At 66.9% G+C, this 21,333-nt stretch carries 18 protein-coding genes, 2 tRNA genes and 3 rRNA genes; 8 read left to right on the top strand and 15 right to left on the bottom strand.

Features of this window, described 5'->3' with window-relative positions:
* Positions 1-21: 21 nt before the first annotated feature.
* Complete coding sequence (locus AC2EAQ_RS17855) at positions 22-876, bottom strand: aldo/keto reductase (protein ID WP_484645784.1); 855 nt, start codon at positions 874-876, stop codon at positions 22-24.
* 50 nt (positions 877-926) lie between these two features.
* Here AC2EAQ_RS17855 and AC2EAQ_RS17850 point away from each other — a divergent pair, with 50 nt between their 5' ends.
* From AC2EAQ_RS17850 to AC2EAQ_RS17835, 4 genes are all read left to right on the top strand, one after another.
* A complete protein-coding gene (locus AC2EAQ_RS17850) occupies positions 927-1,505 on the top strand; it encodes a hypothetical protein (protein ID WP_484645783.1) in 579 nt (192 codons plus the stop codon).
* Between the two features lie 334 nt (positions 1,506-1,839).
* Positions 1,840-2,013 carry a hypothetical protein gene (locus AC2EAQ_RS17845; RefSeq protein ID WP_484645782.1) on the top strand — a complete coding sequence of 58 codons (174 nt, stop codon included), beginning with the start codon at positions 1,840-1,842 and terminating at the stop codon, positions 2,011-2,013.
* Between the two features lie 42 nt (positions 2,014-2,055).
* Positions 2,056-2,316, top strand: a complete 261-nt coding sequence (locus tag AC2EAQ_RS17840) for a hypothetical protein (RefSeq protein WP_484645781.1) — start codon at positions 2,056-2,058, stop codon at positions 2,314-2,316.
* 64 nt (positions 2,317-2,380) lie between these two features.
* Positions 2,381-3,232 (top strand): HDOD domain-containing protein, encoded by an 852-nt coding sequence (locus AC2EAQ_RS17835; protein WP_484645780.1) that lies wholly within the window; start codon positions 2,381-2,383, stop codon positions 3,230-3,232.
* Between the two features lie 21 nt (positions 3,233-3,253).
* On the opposite strand, the gene AC2EAQ_RS17830 is transcribed toward AC2EAQ_RS17835, so the two are convergent.
* On the bottom strand, positions 3,254-3,736 hold the full coding sequence (locus AC2EAQ_RS17830) for an Lrp/AsnC family transcriptional regulator (RefSeq protein WP_484645779.1): 483 nt from the start codon (positions 3,734-3,736) through the stop codon (positions 3,254-3,256).
* A gap of 117 nt (positions 3,737-3,853) precedes the next feature.
* On the opposite strand from AC2EAQ_RS17830, the gene hppD reads away from it, so the two are divergent.
* Positions 3,854-4,957 carry a 4-hydroxyphenylpyruvate dioxygenase gene (hppD, locus tag AC2EAQ_RS17825; RefSeq protein WP_484645778.1) on the top strand — a complete coding sequence of 368 codons (1,104 nt, stop codon included), beginning with the start codon at positions 3,854-3,856 and terminating at the stop codon, positions 4,955-4,957.
* A 2-nt stretch (positions 4,958-4,959) separates the two neighbouring features.
* Positions 4,960-5,847 carry a phenylalanine 4-monooxygenase gene (gene phhA / locus AC2EAQ_RS17820; protein WP_484645777.1) on the top strand — a complete coding sequence of 296 codons (888 nt, stop codon included), beginning with the start codon at positions 4,960-4,962 and terminating at the stop codon, positions 5,845-5,847.
* Here phhA and AC2EAQ_RS17815 read toward each other — a convergent pair.
* Genes AC2EAQ_RS17815 through AC2EAQ_RS17805 form a run of 3 tightly spaced genes read right to left on the bottom strand, consistent with a single transcriptional unit; the run spans position 5,834 to position 8,906 of the window.
* Positions 5,834-6,766 carry an esterase/lipase family protein gene (locus AC2EAQ_RS17815; protein ID WP_484645776.1) on the bottom strand — a complete coding sequence of 311 codons (933 nt, stop codon included), beginning with the start codon at positions 6,764-6,766 and terminating at the stop codon, positions 5,834-5,836. The genes phhA and AC2EAQ_RS17815 overlap by 14 nt on opposite strands.
* Complete coding sequence (locus AC2EAQ_RS17810; RefSeq protein ID WP_484645775.1) at positions 6,763-8,379, bottom strand: GMC family oxidoreductase N-terminal domain-containing protein; 1,617 nt, start codon at positions 8,377-8,379, stop codon at positions 6,763-6,765. The genes AC2EAQ_RS17815 and AC2EAQ_RS17810 overlap by 4 nt, the downstream gene beginning before the upstream one ends.
* A complete protein-coding gene (locus tag AC2EAQ_RS17805) occupies positions 8,376-8,906 on the bottom strand; it encodes a hypothetical protein (protein WP_484645774.1) in 531 nt (176 codons plus the stop codon). Before AC2EAQ_RS17805 ends, AC2EAQ_RS17810 begins: the two co-directional genes overlap by 4 nt.
* A gap of 80 nt (positions 8,907-8,986) precedes the next feature.
* Here AC2EAQ_RS17805 and AC2EAQ_RS17800 point away from each other — a divergent pair, with 80 nt between their 5' ends.
* Both AC2EAQ_RS17800 and AC2EAQ_RS17795 read left to right on the top strand, forming a co-directional pair.
* The gene (locus AC2EAQ_RS17800) at positions 8,987-9,697 is read left to right on the top strand and encodes a DUF8198 family protein (RefSeq protein ID WP_484645773.1); all 711 of its coding nucleotides are present in this window, start codon (positions 8,987-8,989) and stop codon (positions 9,695-9,697) included.
* 47 nt (positions 9,698-9,744) lie between these two features.
* Positions 9,745-11,454: a long-chain-fatty-acid--CoA ligase gene (locus AC2EAQ_RS17795; RefSeq protein ID WP_484645772.1), complete on the top strand. Its 1,710-nt coding sequence runs from the start codon at positions 9,745-9,747 to the stop codon at positions 11,452-11,454.
* A 98-nt stretch (positions 11,455-11,552) separates the two neighbouring features.
* Here the strand turns inward: AC2EAQ_RS17795 and rrf are convergent.
* The 10 genes from rrf to AC2EAQ_RS17745 all read right to left on the bottom strand — a co-directional run bounded on the left by rrf (position 11,553) and on the right by AC2EAQ_RS17745 (position 21,303).
* Positions 11,553-11,665, bottom strand: a 5S ribosomal RNA gene (rrf, locus tag AC2EAQ_RS17790).
* Positions 11,666-11,771: 106 nt separating this feature from the next.
* Positions 11,772-14,643: ribosomal RNA gene (locus tag AC2EAQ_RS17785) — 23S ribosomal RNA — on the bottom strand.
* Between the two features lie 264 nt (positions 14,644-14,907).
* Positions 14,908-14,983 (bottom strand) — tRNA-Ala (locus AC2EAQ_RS17780).
* Positions 14,984-14,992: 9 nt separating this feature from the next.
* Positions 14,993-15,069 (bottom strand) — tRNA-Ile (locus AC2EAQ_RS17775).
* Positions 15,070-15,140: 71 nt separating this feature from the next.
* A 16S ribosomal RNA gene (locus AC2EAQ_RS17770) occupies positions 15,141-16,669 on the bottom strand.
* The 16S, 23S and 5S rRNA genes sit together here with 2 tRNA genes alongside, the layout of an rRNA operon.
* A gap of 346 nt (positions 16,670-17,015) precedes the next feature.
* Positions 17,016-18,785 (bottom strand): phosphoenolpyruvate--protein phosphotransferase, encoded by a 1,770-nt coding sequence (ptsP, locus tag AC2EAQ_RS17765; protein ID WP_484645771.1) that lies wholly within the window; start codon positions 18,783-18,785, stop codon positions 17,016-17,018.
* Between the two features lie 37 nt (positions 18,786-18,822).
* Complete coding sequence (locus tag AC2EAQ_RS17760) at positions 18,823-19,092, bottom strand: HPr family phosphocarrier protein (RefSeq protein WP_484645770.1); 270 nt, start codon at positions 19,090-19,092, stop codon at positions 18,823-18,825.
* Positions 19,061-19,513, bottom strand: coding sequence for a PTS sugar transporter subunit IIA (locus tag AC2EAQ_RS17755; RefSeq protein WP_484645769.1), 453 nt, complete (start codon positions 19,511-19,513; stop codon positions 19,061-19,063). Before AC2EAQ_RS17755 ends, AC2EAQ_RS17760 begins: the two co-directional genes overlap by 32 nt.
* Positions 19,514-19,537: 24 nt before the next feature.
* On the bottom strand, positions 19,538-20,779 hold the full coding sequence (locus tag AC2EAQ_RS17750; protein ID WP_484645768.1) for an MFS transporter: 1,242 nt from the start codon (positions 20,777-20,779) through the stop codon (positions 19,538-19,540).
* Positions 20,776-21,303, bottom strand: a complete 528-nt coding sequence (locus tag AC2EAQ_RS17745) for a hypothetical protein (RefSeq protein WP_484645767.1) — start codon at positions 21,301-21,303, stop codon at positions 20,776-20,778. The genes AC2EAQ_RS17750 and AC2EAQ_RS17745 overlap by 4 nt, the downstream gene beginning before the upstream one ends.
* Between the last annotated feature and the right edge of the window lie 30 nt (positions 21,304-21,333).

The following is a 21,333-nucleotide window of genomic DNA, read 5'->3' as shown; positions in this document are numbered from 1 at the left end:
CCCGGGCGGCGCTGGGCAGCGCTAGTTGACGGACAGCGGACGGGCCCGACGCGGCGGCGCGAACAGGGCGTCCAGTGCCGTCAGCGTGGCGGCGTCGAGCACCAGGTCCGCGGCCGCGAGGTTGTCGCGAAGGTGGGCCTCGCGCACGGCCTTGGGGATCGACACCGTGAAATCATGGCGCAGCGTCCACGCCAGCGCCAGTTGCGCGGCCGTCACGCCCAGGCTGCGGGCCAGCGCCGCCAGGCCGGCATGGCCGGCCAGGGCGCCCTGGTCGATCGGGCTGTAGGCCATCAGCGGCAGGCGACGGGAGCGATGCCACGGCAGCAGGTCGAAGTCCGCGCCGCGCTCGCCGAGCGAGTACCAGACCTGGTTGGCGGCACAGCCGTCGCCCTGCGGCAGCGCCACCAGCGCCTGCATCGCGGCCCGGTCGAAATTGCTCACGCCCCAGTGGCCGATGGCGCCCGCGGCCAGCAGGTCGACGAAGCCGGCCACCGTGTCCTGCAGCGGATGCGGCCCGGGCCAGTGCAGCAGGTACAGGTCGATGCGGTCCAGCCCGAGCCGGCGCCGGCTCGCGTCGCAGGCCCGGGCCACGCCGCGGCGGCTGGCGTGGTGCGGCAGCACCTTGCTGACGACGAACATGTCCTCGCGGCGCAGGCCGCCGAGCCGCAGGGCGTCGCCGAGGGCCTCGCCGACCACCGTCTCGGCCCCGCCGTCGCCGTACATCTCGGCGGTGTCGATCAGGCGGTAGCCCAGATCCAGGGCACCTCTTACCGCGTCGACCTCCGAGCGGCGGGCGGACGCCGATTCGCCCAGGCGCCAGGTTCCCAGCCCCAGGGCCGGGCAGACGGCGCCTCCGGGCAGCAGCACGGTCTTCATCGGGGCGATCGTAGCGACCGGAGGGGTCAACACGCCTTTATCATCGAGGCATGACCCTTCCGATGCGCGACGTGGCGCAGACCCGCCTCGACAACGCGATGCGCCTGTTCGACGAGTTCGTGCGCGCCACCGTGAAGGACCCGGACGCCGCCACCCTGCGCGGGCTCGAGCGTCGCTTCGCCGAGCGCCTGCAGATCCAGCCCAGCTACTGGAGCCAGATCAAGAGCCGCTCGCGCCAGATCGGCGAGCGCCTGGCGCGGCAGTTCGAGCAACTCACGCACAAGCCCGTAGGCTGGATGGACCAGGACCACGGGGCCGGCGCCGCCGCCGCCGCCGCCGACCCGCGCCGCACGGCGCCCGCGCCGGCAGCGCCGGAGCCGCCGTCCGACAGCCCGCTGCCGGTGGACGACGACGAGCGCTTCATCGTCGGCCTGGTGCTCACCTACTACCGCCGCCACCCGCAGCGCGCCCGCAACCGCCTGCTCGACCTGCTCGGCGAAGTGCTGATGCCCGCGGCGCCCGGACCCACGGCGCCGTCTCCGCCGCCGCGCCCGGCCGCGGGCGACGACACGAGCCTGTGGCAGAAGACGCGCACCGGTGTCGCACCGCTGCGACAAAAGAAGCGCTGACGCCCGAATCCCTTGTTCTTGGGGGAAAGGGGCCTTGCGCAAGATAATCAATTGTTTATCATGCGCGCAAGTCGCTTCCGGGCCTGTCGGCTCCCGTGCGATGACACCCCGCCCCTCAACCCCGTCCGCCTGGAGCCGCATGTCCCCTGACAACCGAATGGGTCGCACCCACCGCCGTTGCGCGGTCGGCCATGCCGTCTTCCAGTCTGCCGCCCTGCCCGGAGCGGGTGCCGCCGTCGCTGCCACCTAGTCGCGCACGACGTCGGCCCCAAGGCCCGGGTGCAGCAATGCCCCGGGCCTTTTGCTTTGTCGTTCATCCACAGGAGTCCGTTTCATGAAGATCACCCTTCCCCGCGTCGCGCCGCGCAACCCGGTCGCCCGTCTGGCCCATCAGCGCCATGCCGGGCCGCACGGTCCGGCACGCGGCGCCCAGCGCCAGAAGGACGCACGCACCCTGCGTCGCGAACTCGAGCGCCTGACCGCCAAGGAACACCCACCCCATCCATGACTGCATCGAGGCACCGCCTGCCCGGTGCCCAGGAGACCCGCCATGTCACCCCGCGCCCTGATGTCCCCCGCGCTCGCCCCGGCGAGCGGTGCTTCCCACCTCGCCCGCAGCGTCGCTGCCGCCGTGCTGCGCCGTGCCAGCCGCTGGCTGTCGCGTCTGGCACGCCGGATCGCGGCGCCCGCGCTGCCCGCCCCGGCGGTGCTGCCGCAACTGGAGTTCCACGCCGAAGCCGGCGCGCCGGAAGGCGCGCTCTACGCTGATGGCGTGCTGGTCGCGCTGCTGCCCGGCGTGACGCGCCTGTGATCCGCGCCGGCCGCGGGGCTCAAGCCCCCGCGGCCGGCGCCGATAACGGTGACGAGGCCCCCTCATGAACACCGCCGTCGACACGCCCCCCCGCCTGCATGCCCCGCCGTCAAGCCTGGGCGCGTGGGCGGCGTGGATGCGCAGCGCGCCGATCCCGGTGCTGGCCCGCACGGCTGCCGAAGTGGCCGAGCTCGCCACCAACGAGGACGCGGTCGACGCGCACCTGCTGGCCGAGGCCGTGGGCAACGATCCTCTGATGACGCTCAAGGTGCTTTCGCACGTGGGCATGACCAGCCGTCGCGCCACCGATGTCGAGACCGTCACCGGCGCGCTGGTGCTGATGGGCGTCGGCCCCTTCTTCCGACAGTTCGCCGAGCTGACCACCGTGGAGGCCACGCTGGCCGACGAACCCGAGGCGCTGGCCGGCGCGCAGGCGGTGCTGAGCCGATCGCACCGGGCCGCCCGCTTCGCGCTGGGCTTCGCCGCCCACCGTCTCGACCCCGACGCCGCCGTGATCCACGAGGCGGCGCTGCTGCACGACTTCGCCGAGCTGCTGCTGTGGTGCCACGCACCCGGCCTAGCGCTGGAGATCGCGCGGCGCCAGCGCGCGGACCCCGCGCTGCGCTCGGCCACCGCCCAGCGCGACGTGCTGGGCATCACGCTGGGCGAACTGCAGCAGCTGCTGATGAAGTCCTGGCGCCTGCCCGAGCTGCTGATCCAGCTCGACGGCGACAAGCATGCCGACCGCACCCAGGTGAAGTACGTGCTGCTGGCAGTGCGCGTGGCGCGCCACACGGCCACGGGCTGGGACAACGCGGCCCTGCCCGACGACGTGGCCGACATCTCCGCGCTGCTGCAGCTGGGCGCCGGCCCGACGCTGCGCCTGCTGCACGACATCGACGAGTCCGACGGCTGAGCGCCGCCCGGCCCGACGCCGCTACAGCGGCAGGGCCGTCGTGTTCTTGACCCGGTCGAGCACGAAGCTGGTCTTGCAGTCCTGCACGCTCGGGTGCTTGAGCAGCGTGTCCATGATGAAGCGCGAGTAGTGCGCCATGTCCTGCACCACCACGCGCAGCAGGTAGTCCATCTCGCCGGTGAGCGAGGCGCACTCCACCACCTCGGGCCAGGTCTGCACCGAGGCGCGGAACAGGTCCATCGGATTGCGCTTGTGGCGCTCGGTGTGCTTTTCCAGCCGCACGTTGAGGTAGGCCGTGAGCGGCAGCCCCACGCGCTCGGGCGACAGCAGCGCCACGTAGCCGGCCACCGCCCCCGACTCCTCCAGGCGCTTGACGCGCCGCAGCGCCGCCGACGGCGACAGGCCCACCTCCTGGGCCAGCACGTCGTAGGTGATCCGCCCGTCGCGCTGCAGCGCGCGAAGAATGCGTCGATCGATCGTGTCGAGCGTGATTGGGCCTTCCATGGCCTTAGTTTTGCAGATTTCCTGCAAATTTTGCGGTCAAGAGGCCGCGACTTGCAGAAATCCTGCGCCGGCACGACCCTAGAGTCACGCATCCCAACGCCGCACGCGAGGCCGACCATGCAGTTCACTCCCTGGGACAACCCGATGGGCACCGACGGGTTCGAGTTCATCGAGTACGCCGCGCCGGACCCGGCGGCGATGGGCGCGCTGTTCGCGCGCATGGGCTTTCGCCCGATCGCGCGGCACCGCCACAAGAACGTGGTGCTGTACCGCCAGGGCGAGATCAACTTCATCGTCAATGCCGAGCCGGACTCGTTCGCCCAGCGTTTTGCGCGCCTGCACGGGCCGTCGATCTGCGCGATCGCCTTCCGCGTCAAGGACGCCAAGTCGGCCTACGAGCGCGCGCTGTCGCAGGGCGCCTGGGGCTATGCCGGACAGGCCGGCCCGGGCGAGCTGAACATCCCGGCGATCAAGGGCATCGGCGACTCGCTGATCTACTTCGTCGATCGCTGGCGCGGCAAGAACGGCGCGCAGCCCGGCGACATCGGCAACATCGGCTTCTTCGACGTGGACTTCGAGCCGCTGCCCGGCGTGGGGGCCGACGCGCTGCAGCCCGAGGGCTTCGGGCTGACCTACATCGACCACCTCACCCACAACGTGCATCGCGGCCGCATGGGCGAGTGGGCCGGCTTCTACGAGCGGCTGTTCAACTTCCGCGAGATCCGCTACTTCGACATCGAGGGCCAGGTCACCGGCGTGAAGAGCAAGGCGATGACCAGCCCCTGCGGAAAGATCCGCATCCCGATCAACGAGGAAGGCAACGACAAGCCGGGACAGATCCAGGAGTACCTCGACCGCTACCACGGCGAAGGCATCCAGCACATCGCCCTCGGCTCGACCGACCTGCTGCGCACGGTGGACCGGCTGCGCGAGAGTGGCGTGTCGCTGCTCGACACGATCGACACCTACTACGAGCTGGTGGACCGCCGCATCCCCGGCCACGGCGAGGACGTGGCCGAGCTGCGCCGGCGCAAGATCCTGATCGACGGCAAGGCCGGCGAGCTGCTGCTGCAGATCTTCAGCGAGAACCAGCTCGGCCCGATCTTCTTCGAGTTCATCCAGCGCAAGGGCGACCAGGGCTTCGGCGAAGGCAACTTCAAGGCCCTGTTCGAGAGCATGGAGCTCGACCAGATGCGCCGCGGCGTGCTCACCAAGGCCTGACCATGCAGGCGGCCGGCAGCTCCAAGGCCGTCAATGCCGGGGTGGCCCCCGTCACCTACGGCGAAGGCGACCGCCCTCCGCGCGGCGACTACTCGCGCGCGCGCCCCGACTACACCTGCGAGCAGGACTACGCCCAGTACACCGCGCAGGACCACGACACCTACCGGCGCCTGCATGCGCGGCAGGTCGGCCAACTGCAGGGCCGCGCCTGCGACGAGTTCATCACCGCGATCGGCCAGCTCGGCGACCCCGACCGGGTGCCGCGCTTCGACGCCGTGTCGGAGCGCCTGCACCGGGCCACGGGCTGGCAGATCGTGGCCGTGCCGGGGCTGATCCCCGAGGAGGCGTTCTTCGCCCTGCTGGCGGCGCGGCGCTTCCCGGTGACGGACTGGCTGCGCCGGCCGGACGAGTTCGACTACATCGTCGAGCCGGACGTGTTCCACGACCTGTTCGGCCATGTGCCGCTGCTGTTCGACCCGGTGTTCGCCGACTACATGCAGGCCTATGGCGCGGGCGGGCTCAAAGCCAGCCGTCTAGACGCCTGCGAGCTGCTGGCGCGGCTGTACTGGTACACGGTGGAGTTCGGCCTGATCGCCACGCCGCAGGGCCTGCGCGCCTACGGCGCCGGCATCCTGTCGTCGGCGGGCGAGCTGGCGTACAGCGTGGGCAGCGCGGCGCCGAAGCGGGTGGGCTTCGACCTGAAGCGCCTGATGCGCACGCGCTACCGGATCGACAGCTTCCAGGCCAACTACTTCGTGATCGACTCGTTCGACCAGCTGTTCGAGGCCACCGCGCCGGACTTCACCCCGGTGTACCGCGAGGTGCGGGCGCTGCCCACGGTGGACGCCGGCGTCGTGCTGCCGGGCGAGCGCACCTTCAGCGCGAACTGAGCGGCGCCGGGCCGGGGGCGGCCAGGCGCAGCACCTCGTCGAACACGGGCTCGGCGAACACCATCGCCACATGGGCCTGCCCGGGCAGGTGTCGGTTGTCCGCTCCCGGCAGCGTGGCGGTGGACGCGGGCATCACGACGTTGTCGCAGTGGCTCCAGAAGCAGGTGAAGTGCGAGCGCAGCTCGGGCGCCTCGGCCTCGTGGAGCGCGCGCAGCCAGTCGCTGTCCAGACCCATCTGGCGCGCGTTGTCGGCCCGCGCGAAGCGCGCGGTGAACGTGCCGGCGTGCGGCGAGCCGATGGTGACGATGCGCGCCGTCAGCGCCACCGCCTCGTTGCCGCGCTGGCGGCACCAGGCCCGGATCGCCAGGCCGCCCATGCTGTGCCCGACCAGCACGGGCGCCAGCCCGGTGGACTCGCGCGCCCGCGCCACGGCGGCGTCGATGATCGGCACGAACGCGTCGATGGCGGCGAACGGCGGCTCCAGGTTGACGGCTTCGTGCGGGATGCCCAGCGCCTGCAGGCGCCGCGCCCAGGGGTTCCACAGGCCACGATTGCAGAAGAAGCCGTGCACCAGCACCACGGGCCGCCGCCCCGCCGCCTGCGGCAGGCCCAGCGTGTCCGGGCAGGCCGCGGCGCGGAACGGCTGGCGCCACGAGAAGACGGCATGCGCGGTGAAGGACTCGACGCACCACGCGGTCCACAGCTGGCGCCAGGACGCACGCGGCGCACCGTCGCGGCGGTTGATCCAGGGCACCAGCACGAAGAACTCGAAGGCCAGCACCAGCGGCTGGACGTTGAGCAGCACGAAGGCACCGACGAGGCCGAGCAGCCAGTTCCCCCGCCAGCCCTGGAAGGCCAGCCACAGCAGCGCCGCGAACAGCAGCAGCGCGACGGTGATGCGCTGGAGCTTCGCGGTCACGCGGCGAGCAGGGCCACGTCGCGACCCGTCAGCCGTCGCGCCAGCCCGGTGGCCAGCTTGTTGACGATGCCGTAGATCGACAGCTGCGGATTGGCGCCGATGCTGGTCGGGAAGATCGACCCGTCGTGCACCGACAGGTTGTCGATCTGCCAGTGCACGCCGTCCGGCCGAAGCACGCCGCGGCCCGCGTCGGCGGCCAGGGCGCAGCCGCCCATCACGTGCGCGCTGAACACCTTGGCCAGCAGCGGCTTCATCGGCAGCGCGGCGATGCCCTCGCGCGCCTCGTCCCAGCGGGTGTAGATCGGTGCGGTCTCGTGACCCACGCCGACGTGCCGCGCGCCTGCCGCGAACTGGATCTCCGCCATCGACAGCAGCGCGCGGCGCGCGCCTTCCATGACGAAGTCGGTGAGCGGGTAGTCGAGTTCGGCCGAACCGTCGCGGCGCAACGTGACGCGGCCGCCGGGCGACTGGGGATGGAAGCCGTCGCGCAGCAGGGCCAGCAGGGCGTGCGTCTGCGCGAACTCAGCCATGCGTTGCGCGGCCGAACGCCCGAAGCCGACGATGGACGTGGAGAACAGCAGCGGATGCAGCGGCGGCGCCTCGAGCTTGTAGCCCATCGGGCCGTCGACCGGATGCAGGTCCAGGAAGTGGTCGCTGTAGATCGTCTGCGGCGCGCCTTCCCAGCCGGCGACCCGATGCCCGAACGCGGCCACCGACGCCACCACCGGATGCAGGAAGGTGCGCCGGCCGAGCAGGCCATGCGGGTCCGGCGCGGCACTGCGCAACAGCAGGGCCGGCGAGTTGATCGCCCCGGCGGCGAGCACGTAGTGGCGCGCGACGATGCGCGTTCGCGCCGGCGGCGGGCCGTCGGCGGCTGCAGCGGCGGCACATTCGAGCGCCGCGATGCGGCCGGCTTCGATCCGGAACCGCTCGGCCCGGGTCTGCACCAGCAGCACGGCACCGCGGTCGAGCGCGGTGGGCAGCGTGGTAACGAGCATCGACTGCTTGGCGTTGGTGGGGCAGCCCATGCCGCACGAGCCGAGGTTCCAGCAGCCCTTGACGTTGCGCTGGATCGCCGCGGCGGAGATGCCGAGCTTGAGCGCACCGCGGCGCAGCAGGTCGTTGTTCTCGTTGGGGGCGGCGAGCCAGGGACCGATGTGCAGGCGCCGCTCGGCCTTCAGGAACCAGGGCGACAGCGCGTCGTCGGTGAAGTCGGCCAGGCCGAAGTGGTCGCGCCAGTAGGCCAGCGTGGCCGACGGCGTGCGGAAGGAGCTGGTCCAGTTGACCGTGGTCGAACCGCCGACGCAGCGGCCCTGCAGGATGTTGATCGCCTTGTCGGCGGTCTTGCGCGCGGCGGCCTCCTGGTACAGCGACGGATAGGCCTCGGACTCGAGCTGGCGGAAGTCGCGGCTGGACTTGAGAGGCCCTTCCTCGACCATCACGACGCGCAGGCCGGCCGCCGTCAGCAGCTCGGCGGTGATGCCGGCGCCGGCACCGGTGCCGACGATGGCCACGTCGCAGTCCAGGGACTCGGGCAGCGGCTGGTGGCCCGGCCCGTGCACCTGCCAGCCGCGCGCCAGGCCGTCGGCGATCGGGTCGGGCAGCGCACTCATGCGGCGGCTCCTGTCAGCGGATGCGGGCCGGGGTAGCCCAGCGCGGCCCAGGTGGCCGGGTCGGAGAAGTACGCGGCCTGGGTCAGGTCGCGCAGTGCGTGGTAGGCCTGACGCCGGATCATCGTGTCCGACACCCGCATCGCCTGCAATGCAGCGTCCACCTCCGCCTTGGAGGCCTGCGGCCACGGTGACGCCAGGCCGGCCAGCAGGCGCCGCCCCGGTGCGGTGTTCAGCACGCTCAGGAGTTGATCCACCTCCGCCTGCGTGGCCGGCGACAGGGTGCCCAGCGCGCGCGCGAAGCGCTCGAGGTGAGCCTTCAGGGCGGGTTCGCGCAATGGGTCGCCCTGCGCGGGCAGGCTGCCGTCGAGTACGGAGACCGCGACGGCGCCGAGCAGCGCGCGGGCGTCGGGCGAGAGTTGTCCCCGGTGCCAGGCCGGCGTGCGCAGCATCCAGGCCGCACCGCCGCCGGCGGCAGCCAGCACCAGCCCGCCGGCCAGGCCGAGTCCCAGCAGTGATCGACGTTGCATGCGGTCGAGTGTTGCATCATTGCGCGGGCCGGCATTAGGGACGGCCGACTAACGCAGGCAGAGAGTTACCCCGACCGAGCATGGACCCCGCCGAAGCGATCTCGGGCCACCTGGCCTGCGTGGCGGCCGAGCGCGCAGCGCGGGCGGCCGACCCGGCGCTGGGGCGGCAGGTCGACCGCGTGAAGCGGTATCAGCAGGAGCGGTTCCGCCACACCTATGTCGACCTGCTGGCCAGCCCGCGCTACGCCGGCGCGGCGCGGTTCTTCCTGGAGGAGTTGTACGGCCCGTCCGACTTCAGCCGCCGGGACGCCGAGTTCGCCCGCATCGTGCCGGCACTGGTGCGGCTGTTCCCCGAGGAGGTGGTGCGAACGGTGGAGAGCCTGGGCGCGCTGCATGCGCTGTCCGAGCGCTTCGATACGGCAATGGGCCGGGCCCTTGGCGGCGACGCCACCGCCACGCTGGCGCCCGGCGACTATGCGCGGGCCTGGCGCCGCTGTGGCGATGCGCCGGGGCGCCAGCGCCAGATCGGCCTGGTGCGCACGGTGGGCGAGTCGATCGACCGGCTGACCCGCGTCCCCATGCTCCGGACGAGTCTGCGGCTGATGCGGGGGCCGGCGCGGGCGTCCGGTCTCGGCACGCTACAGGCGTTCCTGGAGTCTGGGTTCGATCACTTCCACGCGATGAGGGGCGCCGATGCGTTCCTGTCGATCATCGAGGCGCGCGAGACGGCGCTGGCCGAAGCGCTGTTCGACGAGTCGGGCGGCGCGGCGGACGGCACGTCGGACGGCTAGGACAACTCCCGTAGCCATGCGGCAAGGGGCCAAGCAGCATCGGGCCCATGCTGAGCCCTAGCCCCCTGGAGTCCGATGCCCGTCCCTGGCTGGCCGAGTACCCGGCCGGCGTTCCGGCCGAGATCGCCCTTGACGGCCAGACCACGCTGGTGGACGTGCTGGATGGCGCGTTCCGGCAGTACGCGTCCCGCGACGCCGCCGCGTGCCTGGGCGGCCGATGGACCTTCGGCGACATGGACCGTGTGTCGCAGGACCTGTGCGCGTGGCTGCAGAGCCTGTCGCTCGAGCGCGGGTCGCGCGTCGCGTTGATGATGCCGAACCTGCCGCAGTACATGGCGGCCATTGCCGCCGTGCTGCGCGCGGGGCACGTGGTGGTCAACGTGAACCCGCTTTACACGCCGCGCGAGCTGGAGCACCAGCTCAACGACTCGGGTGCGCGCGTGATCTTCATCCTGGAGAACTTCGCCCACACGCTGGAGGAAGTGATCGAGCGCACGGCCGTGCGCCAGGTGGTGCTGCTGAGCATGGGCGACATGCTCGGCTTCTGGAAGGGCCGCTTCGTGAACTTCGCGGTGCGGCACCTGAAGAAGATGGTGCCCGAGTTCCGGCTCCCGCTGGATGGTGGCTGCTCGGTCATTCGCTTCGTCGACGCGTGGGAGAAGGGCTCGCGCATGACGATGCGGCGCGCCGACGTCAGGCCGGACGACGTCGCGTTCCTGCAGTACACGGGCGGCACCACCGGCGTGTCCAAGGGGGCGACGCTGCTGCATCGCAACGTGGTGGCCAACATCCTGCAGACCGAGGCCTGGTTCCGGCCGATGCTGGACAAGGTGGCGGGGGCACAGCTGACCGTGGTGTGCGCGCTGCCGATGTATCACATCTTCGCGCTGACGATCTGCTACCTGATGGGCGCGCGGCTGGGCATGCTGAACCTGCTGATCCCCAATCCGCGCGACATTCCGGGGCTGGTGCGCACGCTGTCGGACTACCGGGTGAACATGTTCCCGGCCGTCAACACGTTGTTCAACGCGCTGGCCAACGACGCGGCGTTCGCGCGGCTGGACTTTTCCGGCCTGGTGGTGAGCAATGGTGGGGGCATGGCCGTGCAGGAGGCGACGGCCAAGCGCTGGCTCGAGGTGACGGGCTGCCCCATCGTCGAGGGCTACGGCCTGTCCGAGACCTCGCCGGTGGCCACCTCGAACCGCGTGGACAGCCAGAGCTTTAGCGGGACGATCGGCATCCCGATCCCGTCCACCCGCATCGCCATCCGCGACGACGACGGCAAGGACCTGCCCACGGGGCAGCCGGGGGAGATCTGCATCCGTGGCCCGCAGGTGATGGCCGGTTACTGGCAGCGGCCGGACGAGACGGCCAAGGTCATGACGGACGACGGGTACTTCAAGTCCGGCGACATCGGCATCATGGACGAGCGGGGCTACGTCAGGATCGTCGATCGCAAGAAGGACATGATTCTGGTGTCGGGCTTCAACGTCTATCCGACCGAGATCGAGCAGGTGGTGGGCCTGCACCCTGGCGTGCTGGAGTGCGCCGCGGTGGGCGTGCCGGACGCGAAGTCCGGCGAAGCGGTGAAGCTGTACGTGGTCAAGCGCGACCCGTCGCTGTCCGAGGAGGACCTCGCCGCCTATTGCCGCGACAACTTCACCGCCTACAAGCGCCCGCGCCAGATCGAGTTCAGGGACGATCTGCCGAAGAGCAACGTCGGCAAGATCCTGCGGCGGGAACTCCGGCCGCGCTGATCACGCGCCAGGCCACAGCCGAAAGCGGCCACGCTGCAGTGGTCGGCCCGGAAAGGCGAAAAGCCCGACCTTTGCAGGCCGGGCTTCTCTGGTAATTAGCCTGACGATGTCCTACTTTCACACGGGCATCCGCACTATCATCGGCGCAGAGGCGTTTCACTGTCCTGTTCGGGATGGGAAGGAGTGGGACCACCTCGCTATGGTCATCAGGCTTGACTTGTCGCCTGCCCGAACTTCGGGCAAGCCAATTCACAGAATCGAATCAGTTTGATGATTACGCCACCCGGCATAACTGTTGACGAACACGTCAAAGTTATAGGGTCAAGCCTCACGAGCAATTAGTACCGGTTAGCTCAACGCATTACTGCGCTTCCACACCCGGCCTATCAACGTCCTGGTCTCGAACGACTCTTCAGGGGGCTCAAGGCCCCGGCAAGACTCATCTTGAGACGAGTTTCCCGCTTAGATGCTTTCAGCGGTTATCTCTTCCGCACTTAGCTACTCGGCAATGCCACTGGCGTGACAACCGATACACCAGAGGTGCGTCCACTCCGGTCCTCTCGTACTAGGAGCAGGCTCTCTCAATCTTGCAGCGCCCACGGAAGATAGGGACCAAACTGTCTCACGACGTTTTAAACCCAGCTCACGTACCTCTTTAAATGGCGAACAGCCATACCCTTGGGACCGGCTACAGCCCCAGGATGAGATGAGCCGACATCGAGGTGCCAAACACCGCCGTCGATATGAACTCTTGGGCGGTATCAGCCTGTTATCCCCAGAGTACCTTTTATCCGTTGAGCGATGGCCCTTCCATACAGAACCACCGGATCACTTAGTCCTACTTTCGTACCTGCTCGACTTGTCAGTCTCGCAGTCAAGCACGCTTATGCCTATGCACTATCAGCACGATTTCCGACCGTGCCTAGCGTACCTTCGAACTCCTCCGTTACGCTTTGGGAGGAGACCGCCCCAGTCAAACTGCCTACCATACACTGTCCCCAACCCGGATAACGGGTCAAGGTTAGAACCTCAAACACACCAGGGTGGTATTTCAACGTTGGCTCCATCCGATCTAGCGACCGGACTTCAAAGCCTCCCACCTATCCTACACAGATCTGTTCAAAGTCCAATGTAAAGCTACAGTAAAGGTTCATGGGGTCTTTCCGTCTTTCCGCGGGGAGATTGCATCATCACAAACATTTCAACTTCGCTGAGTCTCTGGAGGAGACAGTGTGGCCATCGTTACGCCATTCGTGCAGGTCGGAACTTACCCGACAAGGAATTTCGCTACCTTAGGACCGTTATAGTTACGGCCGCCGTTTACTGGGACTTCAATCAAGAGCTTGCACCCCATCATTTAATCTTCCAGCACCGGGCAGGCGTCACACCCTATACGTCGACTTTCGTCTTAGCAGAGTGCTGTGTTTTTAATAAACAGTCGCAGCCACCGATTCTCTGCGGCCTCATTGGGCTCCGTCTGTACGACTTCACCTACTAAAGGCACACCTTCTTCCGAAGTTACGGTGTCAATTTGCCGAGTTCCTTCTCCAGAGTTCTCTCAAGCGCCTGAGAATACTCATCACGCGCACCAGTGTCGGTTTGCGGTACGGTCGTGTGCAGCTGAAGCTTAGTGGCTTTTCCTGGAAGCAGGGTATCACTCACTTCGGAAGCAAGCTTCCTCGTTATCACCCCTCATCTAAGCCTGGCGGATTTGCCTACCAGGCACGACTACAGGCTTGAACCGGGACATCCAACACCCGGCTGAGCTAACCTTCTCCGTCCCCACATCGCACTACACATCGGTACAGGAATATTGACCTGTTTCCCATCAGCTACGCATCTCTGCCTCGCCTTAGGGGCCGACTCACTCTACGCCGATGAACGTTGCGTAGAAAACCTTGCGCTTTCGGCGAGGGGGCTTTTCACCCCCTTTAACGCTACTCATGTCAGCATTCGCACTTCCGATACCTCCAGCAGGCCTCACGACCCACCTTCACAGGCGTACGGAACGCTCTCCTACCATCGTGTTGCCACGATCCGCAGCTTCGGTTACTGGCTTAGCCCCGTTACATCTTCCGCGCAGGACGACTCGATCAGTGAGCTATTACGCTTTCTTTAAATGATGGCTGCTTCTAAGCCAACATCCTGACTGTTTTAGCCTTCCCACTTCGTTTCCCACTTAGCCAATATTAGGGACCTTAGCTGGCGGTCTGGGTTGTTTCCCTCTTGTGTCCGGACGTTAGCACCCGGTGCACTGTCTCCCAAGCTGTACTCAACGGTATTCGGAGTTTGCAATGGTTTGGTAAGTCGCCATGACCCCCTAGCCATAACAGTGCTCTACCCCCGTTGGTAATACTTGAGGCACTACCTAAATAGTTTTCGGAGAGAACCAGCTATCTCCAGGTTTGTTTAGCCTTTCACCCCTATCCACAGCTCATCCGCTAGTTTTGCAACACTAGTCGGTTCGGACCTCCAGTAAGTGTTACCTCACCTTCATCCTGGCCATGGATAGATCACCTGGTTTCGGGTCTACACCCAGCGACTGAACGCCCTATTCGGACTCGGTTTCCCTGCGCCTCCCCTATTCGGTTAAGCTTGCCACTGAATGTAAGTCGCTGACCCATTATACAAAAGGTACGCCGTCACCCTTGCGGGCTCCGACTTTTTGTATGCATGCGGTTTCAGGATCTATTTCACTCCCCTCCCGGGGTTCTTTTCGCCTTTCCCTCACGGTACTTGTTCACTATCGGTCGATTACGAGTATTTAGCCTTGGAGGATGGTCCCCCCATCTTCAGACAGGATTTCACGTGTCCCGCCCTACTTGTCGCACGCCCAGTTCCACAGTCGTCTTTTCTCGTACGGGGCTATCACCCACTATGGCCGGACTTTCCATTCCGTTCTGATAAGTCGACTGCTAAAACGTGCAGGCTGGTCCGATTTCGCTCGCCACTACTTTCGGAATCTCGGTTGATGTCTATTCCTCGAGCTACTGAGATGTTTCAGTTCGCCCGGTTCGCTTCGCATGCCTATGTATTCAGCATGCGATACCCTTGCGGGTGGGTTTCCCCATTCGGAAATCTGCGGATCAAAGCTCGTTTGCCAGCTCCCCGCAGCTTATCGCAGGCTATCACGTCCTTCATCGCCTGTAATCGCCAAGGCATCCACCACATGCACTTAGTCACTTGACCCTATAACTTTGACGCCCCGTATGGGGCTCCTGTCAAGGACTGTCGATCTTGCGATCGATTTGAGTATTCGCGTTATGCCGTTCAAAAGCTTCTTTCGAAGCAGTTGTCTGGTGACGCAATCATCAGTTGCCGACGGCACGGTACCCCAAAGGGCTTTCCGCCGGCAACGCTGATTCGACTCTATGAATTGTTAAAGAACGACAGCCGATCCAAAGACCGGCCAGGCAAGCGATCAGCAATCGCTTGCCTGGCCGTCTGAGACAGTGGTGGAGGTGAACGGGATCGAACCGATGACCCCCTGCTTGCAAAGCAGGTGCTCTCCCAGCTGAGCTACACCCCCGACAGACGATGGTGGGTCTGGTTGGATTCGAACCAACGACCCCCGCCTTATCAAGACGGTGCTCTAACCGACTGAGCTACAGACCCTCACGCCATGTGATCTGTCGTCGACTACAGCCGATAAGTGTGGGCGCAAGAATTTGAATGCACTTTTCCAGAAAGGAGGTGATCCAGCCGCACCTTCCGATACGGCTACCTTGTTACGACTTCACCCCAGTCACGAACCCTGCCGTGGTAATCGCCCCCCTTGCGGTTAGGCTAACTACTTCTGGCAGAACCCGCTCCCATGGTGTGACGGGCGGTGTGTACAAGACCCGGGAACGTATTCACCGCGGCAAGCTGATCCGCGATTACTAGCGATTCCGACTTCACGCAGTCGAGTTGCAGACTGCGATCCGGACTACGACCGGTTTTCTGGGATTAGCTCCCCCTCGCGGGTTGGCAGCCCTCTGTACCGGCCATTGTATGACGTGTGTAGCCCTACCCATAAGGGCCATGAGGACCTGACGTCATCCCCACCTTCCTCCGGTTTGTCACCGGCAGTCCCATTAGAGTGCCCTTTCGTAGCAACTAATGGCAAGGGTTGCGCTCGTTGCGGGACTTAACCCAACATCTCACGACACGAGCTGACGACGGCCATGCAGCACCTGTGTCCTGGCTCTCTTTCGAGCACTCCCACATCTCTGCAGGATTCCAGGCATGTCAAGGGTAGGTAAGGTTTTTCGCGTTGCATCGAATTAAACCACATCATCCACCGCTTGTGCGGGTCCCCGTCAATTCCTTTGAGTTTCAACCTTGCGGCCGTACTCCCCAGGCGGTCAACTTCACGCGTTAGCTTCGTTACTGAACAGCAAGCCGTCCAACAACCAGTTGACATCGTTTAGGGCGTGGACTACCAGGGTATCTAATCCTGTTTGCTCCCCACGCTTTCGTGCATGAGCGTCAGTGCAGGCCCAGGGGATTGCCTTCGCCATCGGTGTTCCTCCGCATATCTACGCATTTCACTGCTACACGCGGAATTCCATCCCCCTCTGCCGCACTCCAGCCGTGCAGTCACAAATGCAGTTCCCAGGTTAAGCCCGGGGATTTCACATCTGTCTTGCACGACCGCCTGCGCACGCTTTACGCCCAGTAATTCCGATTAACGCTTGCACCCTACGTATTACCGCGGCTGCTGGCACGTAGTTAGCCGGTGCTTATTCTTCAGGTACCGTCATTACCCCGGGGTATTAGCCCAGAGCGTTTCTTCCCTGACAAAAGCGGTTTACAACCCGAAGGCCTTCTTCCCGCACGCGGCATGGCTGGATCAGGGTTGCCCCCATTGTCCAAAATTCCCCACTGCTGCCTCCCGTAGGAGTCTGGGCCGTGTCTCAGTCCCAGTGTGGCTGGTCGTCCTCTCAGACCAGCTACAGATCGTCGGCTTGGTAGGCCTTTACCCCACCAACAACCTAATCTGACATCGGCCGCTCCAATAGCGCGAGGCCTTACGGTCCCCCGCTTTCACCCGTAGGTCGTATGCGGTATTAATCCGGCTTTCGCCGGGCTATCCCCCACTACTGGGCACGTTCCGATGCATTACTCACCCGTTCGCCACTCGTCGCCAGGTTGCCCCGCGTTACCGTTCGACTTGCATGTGTAAGGCATGCCGCCAGCGTTCAATCTGAGCCAGGATCAAACTCTTCAGTTCGATCTTGAATTTTGCTCAATACGGAATTGAAGTGAACTTCACTTCTTCATCCGTGAGCGTTTGAGAGTCTTGCGACTCTTGGCATTCGCCTTCAAACGCCCACGCTTATCGGCTGTTTGTTTTTAAAGAACCTGCCGCTTTCGCGACGCGCTGACTTTCGTTCAGCGAAGAGATGGGATTCTCTTCTGTTTTTCTTATCCTTGTCAAGTGATCGGGCTTTCTGGCTGCTGGCGCACCGGGCTTGCCGACTTGCCTGCGCCGAGTGCCCGGCACCCAACGAAGCCCGCGACTATAGCACGGGTTTTTGAGGACTGCCAACGTTGCGTGTGCGGGTGGCCGAAGCGCCTCAGTGGGAAGGCCCGCCCAGCAGCGACTGCGCGGCCTGAAACGGGTCGTCGCCCTCGAGGACGGTGGCGACGTGCGCGGACATCTGCTGCGCATCCGCCCTCAGGACGGCCTGCTTCACCGGAGCGATCTGGCGCGGATGCATCGAGAAGCTGCGCAGCCCCATCGCGAGCAGCAGACGCGTGAAGGCCGGGTCGCCGGCCATTTCGCCACACACACTGACGCCCTTGCCCGCGGCGATCGCCTTCGTGATGGTGGTGTTGATGAGCGCCAGCACGGCCGGATGCCAGGGGTCGTACAGGTGAGCCACATGCTCATCCGCCCGATCGATCGCGAGGGTGTACTGGATCAGGTCGTTGGTGCCAATCGACACGAAGTCGAAGTGGCGCAGGAAGCTGTCGATCCTCACGGCCGCCGCCGGCACCTCGATCATGGCGCCCACCTGCACGTCGGTGAACGCCTTGCCCGCATCGCGCAATTGCTGCTTGGCACGCTCGAGCGCCTCGAGCGTCTGGCGCACCTCGGAAACATGCGCGAGCATGGGCACCAGGATGCGCACCTGGCCGAACGCGCTGGCCCGCAGGATGGCGCGCAGCTGCGCACGAAACATGGCGGGCTCGGCAAGGCTCCAGCGGATCGCGCGCAGCCCGAGCGCCGGATTGAGCGAGTGCTCGTGCCGCAACTCGTGGACGTTCATGCGATCGAGCGGCTTGTCGGCGCCGATGTCGACCGTGCGGATCGTCACCGGCAGGCCCTTCATCGACTCGACCGCCGCGCGGTAGGCCTCGAACTGCTCGTCCTCACCGGGCAGGTCCGAGCCCCGGTTCATGAAGAGGAATTCGCTGCGGAAGAGCCCCACCCCGACCGCGCCCGACTCCAGCGCCACGGCCGCGTCGTCGGGCATCTCGATGTTGGCGAGCATCTCGACGGCCTGGCCGTCCAGCGTGACGGCCGGCGTGTGGCGCAGCCGGTCCAGACGCTCGCGCTCCAGCTGGAGCTGACGCTGCCGGAAGCGGTACTCCTCGAGCACGATCGGCGGCGGATCGACGATGACGACCCCGGTGTCGCCGTCGATGATGATCCAGTCGTCCTGACGGATGAGGCGGCTGCCCTCGCGCGCGCCGACCACGGCCGGGATGTCCATGCTGCGCGCCACGATCGCGGTATGCGACGTGCGCCCGCCGACGTCGGTGACGAAGCCCTTGAACACGCTGCGCTTGAACTGCAGCATGTCGGCCGGTGCGATGTCGCTGGCCACCAGCACCAGCGGCTCCTCGCCGCCGAAGTCCGGCGCCGGCGGCGCGCCCGCGCGGGTCGTGTGGGCGCCGCCCTGACGGGCCAGGGCGGCCAGCACGCGCTCGGTCACCTGCTCGAGGTCGGCCTTGCGCTCGCGCAGGTATTCGTCCTCCATCTCGTCGAACTGGCGCGCCAGCACCTCGAGCTGCGCCGACAGCGCCCACTCGGCGTTGTAGTGCCGCTCGCGGACCCAGGTGGACGCCGCACCGACGAGGTTCTCGTCGTGCAGCAGCATCAGGTGGACGTCCAGCAGGGCCGACAACTCGTGCGGCGCATCCGCCGGCAGGTCGTGCTGCAGCGTGGACAGTTCATGGGCCACCTCGTCGCGAGCCTGATGCAGCCGCGCGACCTCGGACTCCGCCTGCTCGACATTGACGAAGTAGTGCGCCACGTCGACCCGGCTCGACGCGATGAGCACCGCGCGGCCGATGGCCACCCCGCGGGCCACCGCCAGGCCGAAGATCTGGATGGTCATGCCGGGGCCCTCCGGGCGCGCGCGGAACCGGTGCGGCTCATTCGGCCTCGCCGAACTTGTCGTTGACCAGGGCCTGCAGCGCCTGCAGCGCCGCCGCCTCGTCGCTGCCGTCGGCCTCGATCTCGACGTCGGAGCCCATGCCGGCGGCCAGCATCATCACGCCCATGATGCTCTTGGCATTGATGCGCCGACCGTTGCGGCTCATGTGGATGTCGCAGGCGAAGCTGCCCGCCAGCTTGGTGAGCTTGGCCGAGGCCCGCGCGTGGAGCCCCAACTTATTGCTGATCCTGACGGTCGCCTTTTGCATCCGCTTCCCCGGCGCCGCGCGCCTGTTGTTGTGGCCTGGTGGGCGTGGCCTGCAGCACGCCCTGGGTGGCACCGGCAAGCGCTCGCGCCACCAACGAGTCGAGCGACTCGTCCGCGTAACACAGGGTGCGCCACAGCATCGGCACGTTGACGCCCGTCACCACCCGCACGCGCACGCCGTCGGCCACGCGCTGGGCCACGTTGCAGGGCGTGGCACCGAACACGTCGGTGAGGATCAGGGTGTCCCGGGCGGGCATCGACTCCAGCGTCGCGGCGGCGCGGGCCAGCAGGTCCTCGGGCGCGGTCTGGGGCAGCACATCGATCGCCTGCACGCTGGCGGCGCAGCCCGGATACACGTGCTCGGCCACCTGGCGCAGGGCCGACGCGAGGGGCGCATGGGCGATGATCAGCAGGCCGGCCATCAAGCGAACTCCGATTCGGCCCGATTATGGGTCGGCACGACGCATGACGAACCAGGCATAGGCCGCGATGCTGGCCAGCCCGAACAGCCCCAGCGCGGCGCGCATGGCGTCGGCCCGCGACAGACCGGTCGACGCCAGCGCGTCGATCGCCAGCCCGATGCCCCACTGGGTGCAGAACACGCCGAGGAAGATCACGAGGTTGAATGCCGACAGGGCCCGCCCGGCCTGGCTCGGCGGGAAGGCCTGCCCCACCGCCGGCTGGCTCAGGGACACGAAGGTGCACGACACGCACCACAGCGCCCAATGTGCGGCCTGGGCGCGCGGCCCCAGCGCCACCGCGGCGGCCAGCAGCAGCAGCGACAGCGGCACGCCCAGCGTGATCAGCTGGTCGACCTTCCAGCCGCGGTGGGTCAGGCGCGGCATCACCACGCCCCAGGCGAAGAACGCGCACAGCATGGACAGGTTGATCAGGAACAGGCCCTTCGCCGCGTCCTGCGCGCTCTGCCCGGCCACCACGGTGAGCCAGGGGCCGGCCCAAAGGGACTGCACGGCCAGCAGGCCGCCATAGACCACGAAGGCCAGCGGCGTCAGCCGCACGAAGTAGGGGTGCCGGAAGATCGCGAGATAGCCGCCGCCGTCCTGCGCGGCCGGAGCCGGCGGCGGGCTGTCGCGGGGCACCAGGACCGCGATCAGCACCATCGCCAGCAGCAGCGCCGCACCGACGCCCCAGAACAGGCCGCGCCAGCCGGTCACCGGCATCAGCCACTGCACCGGCAGGGTCGACGCCAGCATGCCGAGCGACCCGGTCATCAGCATCCAGGAGTTGGCGCGCAGCTGCGCCGCCGGGCCGAACCGGCGCCGATACGCCGTCATCGGGGCCATCAGGCACGCCGACACGCCCACGCCGATCAGGGCCCGGGCCACCCACAGGCCGGGGAAAGACGTCGCCAGGGCGAACGCGCCACACGCCACCACCGCGATGGTCAGGAACGCCAGCAGCACCCGGCGCGGGCCGAAGCTGTCCAGCCAGCGCCCGAGCGGCAGCTGCATGGCCGAAAAGCCCAGGAAGTACGCGCCGGCGAGCAGGCCGAGGTCGGCCGAGGACAGCCCGAGCTCGGTGCTGAAGGCCGGCGCCAGCGTCGCAGTCACCGCCCGCAGAAGCGCCGAGAAGAAGTAGGCGAATGCGAACGCCAGGAACATCGCCACGGCCACCGACGCGCCGGCCGATTCCTCCTGCGGCCCGGCGGCCGTGGCGAGATGCGTCATCGCCCCACGGCCAGGCCGGAGAAGAAGGTCTCACGGGCCTCGGCGTCGATGCGGGCACCCACCATGGTGGCCTGGTAGACGCGGGTGCCGTAGGCGAACAGCGCCATGTGCTCCTGGATCTGCCGGCCGTCCGGCAGCCGGCCTTCAAGGCGCCATTGGGCGGCCTGTGCATTGGGCGTCATGCCGGGCACGCCAGCGGACGACGACGCCGCCGAGTCGGCCGCGCGCAGGTTCGCGATGGCCGTCTGCGCCAGCTCACCCAGCGCCGCGGTCACGACCGCGGGGTCGACCATGTCGGCGAACGCCAGGGCGTAGGTCACCTCGCCCGCGGTGCAGGCATACAGGGACATCTCGATCCGGCGCTGCGCCAGCGCGACCGTGCGCGCGTGGCTGGCCGGCTTGCAGGGCATCATCAGCCGGGCCTGGCTGCCGTCGGGCCGCACTTCGCGCCAGTCCAGCGCGGGCGCACAGCCGGCCAGGGCCGCCGCGGCAACGACGACGGCGGATCGGTGGGGTCGGTACATCGCGGCCGATTATCCGGCCCGCCACCGGTC

It is taken from the genome of Aquabacterium sp. T101, from assembly GCF_057219775.1.
Note: the sequence above shows the minus strand (reverse complement) of the source record. Positions and strands in the feature narration are given on the sequence as shown.

What these genes read in the sequence shown, in the direction of transcription:
- phhA (WP_484645777.1), top strand. Translation starts at nt 4,960, where the DNA reads ATGCAGGCGGCCGGCAGCTCCAAGGCCGTCAATGCCGGGGTGGCCCCC.
- AC2EAQ_RS17845 (WP_484645782.1), top strand. Translation starts at nt 1,840, where the DNA reads ATGAAGATCACCCTTCCCCGCGTCGCGCCGCGCAACCCGGTCGCCCGT.
- AC2EAQ_RS17800 (WP_484645773.1), top strand. Translation starts at nt 8,987, where the DNA reads ATGGACCCCGCCGAAGCGATCTCGGGCCACCTGGCCTGCGTGGCGGCC.
- AC2EAQ_RS17835 (WP_484645780.1), top strand. Translation starts at nt 2,381, where the DNA reads ATGAACACCGCCGTCGACACGCCCCCCCGCCTGCATGCCCCGCCGTCA.
- AC2EAQ_RS17755 (WP_484645769.1), bottom strand. Translation starts at nt 19,513, where the DNA reads ATGGCCGGCCTGCTGATCATCGCCCATGCGCCCCTCGCGTCGGCCCTG.
- AC2EAQ_RS17745 (WP_484645767.1), bottom strand. Translation starts at nt 21,303, where the DNA reads ATGTACCGACCCCACCGATCCGCCGTCGTCGTTGCCGCGGCGGCCCTG.
- AC2EAQ_RS17805 (WP_484645774.1), bottom strand. Translation starts at nt 8,906, where the DNA reads ATGCAACGTCGATCACTGCTGGGACTCGGCCTGGCCGGCGGGCTGGTG.
- AC2EAQ_RS17795 (WP_484645772.1), top strand. Translation starts at nt 9,745, where the DNA reads ATGCTGAGCCCTAGCCCCCTGGAGTCCGATGCCCGTCCCTGGCTGGCC.
- AC2EAQ_RS17840 (WP_484645781.1), top strand. Translation starts at nt 2,056, where the DNA reads ATGTCACCCCGCGCCCTGATGTCCCCCGCGCTCGCCCCGGCGAGCGGT.
- AC2EAQ_RS17850 (WP_484645783.1), top strand. Translation starts at nt 927, where the DNA reads ATGACCCTTCCGATGCGCGACGTGGCGCAGACCCGCCTCGACAACGCG.
- AC2EAQ_RS17810 (WP_484645775.1), bottom strand. Translation starts at nt 8,379, where the DNA reads ATGAGTGCGCTGCCCGACCCGATCGCCGACGGCCTGGCGCGCGGCTGG.
- AC2EAQ_RS17750 (WP_484645768.1), bottom strand. Translation starts at nt 20,779, where the DNA reads ATGACGCATCTCGCCACGGCCGCCGGGCCGCAGGAGGAATCGGCCGGC.
- hppD (WP_484645778.1), top strand. Translation starts at nt 3,854, where the DNA reads ATGCAGTTCACTCCCTGGGACAACCCGATGGGCACCGACGGGTTCGAG.
- ptsP (WP_484645771.1), bottom strand. Translation starts at nt 18,785, where the DNA reads ATGACCATCCAGATCTTCGGCCTGGCGGTGGCCCGCGGGGTGGCCATC.
- AC2EAQ_RS17760 (WP_484645770.1), bottom strand. Translation starts at nt 19,092, where the DNA reads ATGCAAAAGGCGACCGTCAGGATCAGCAATAAGTTGGGGCTCCACGCG.
- AC2EAQ_RS17855 (WP_484645784.1), bottom strand. Translation starts at nt 876, where the DNA reads ATGAAGACCGTGCTGCTGCCCGGAGGCGCCGTCTGCCCGGCCCTGGGG.
- AC2EAQ_RS17830 (WP_484645779.1), bottom strand. Translation starts at nt 3,736, where the DNA reads ATGGAAGGCCCAATCACGCTCGACACGATCGATCGACGCATTCTTCGC.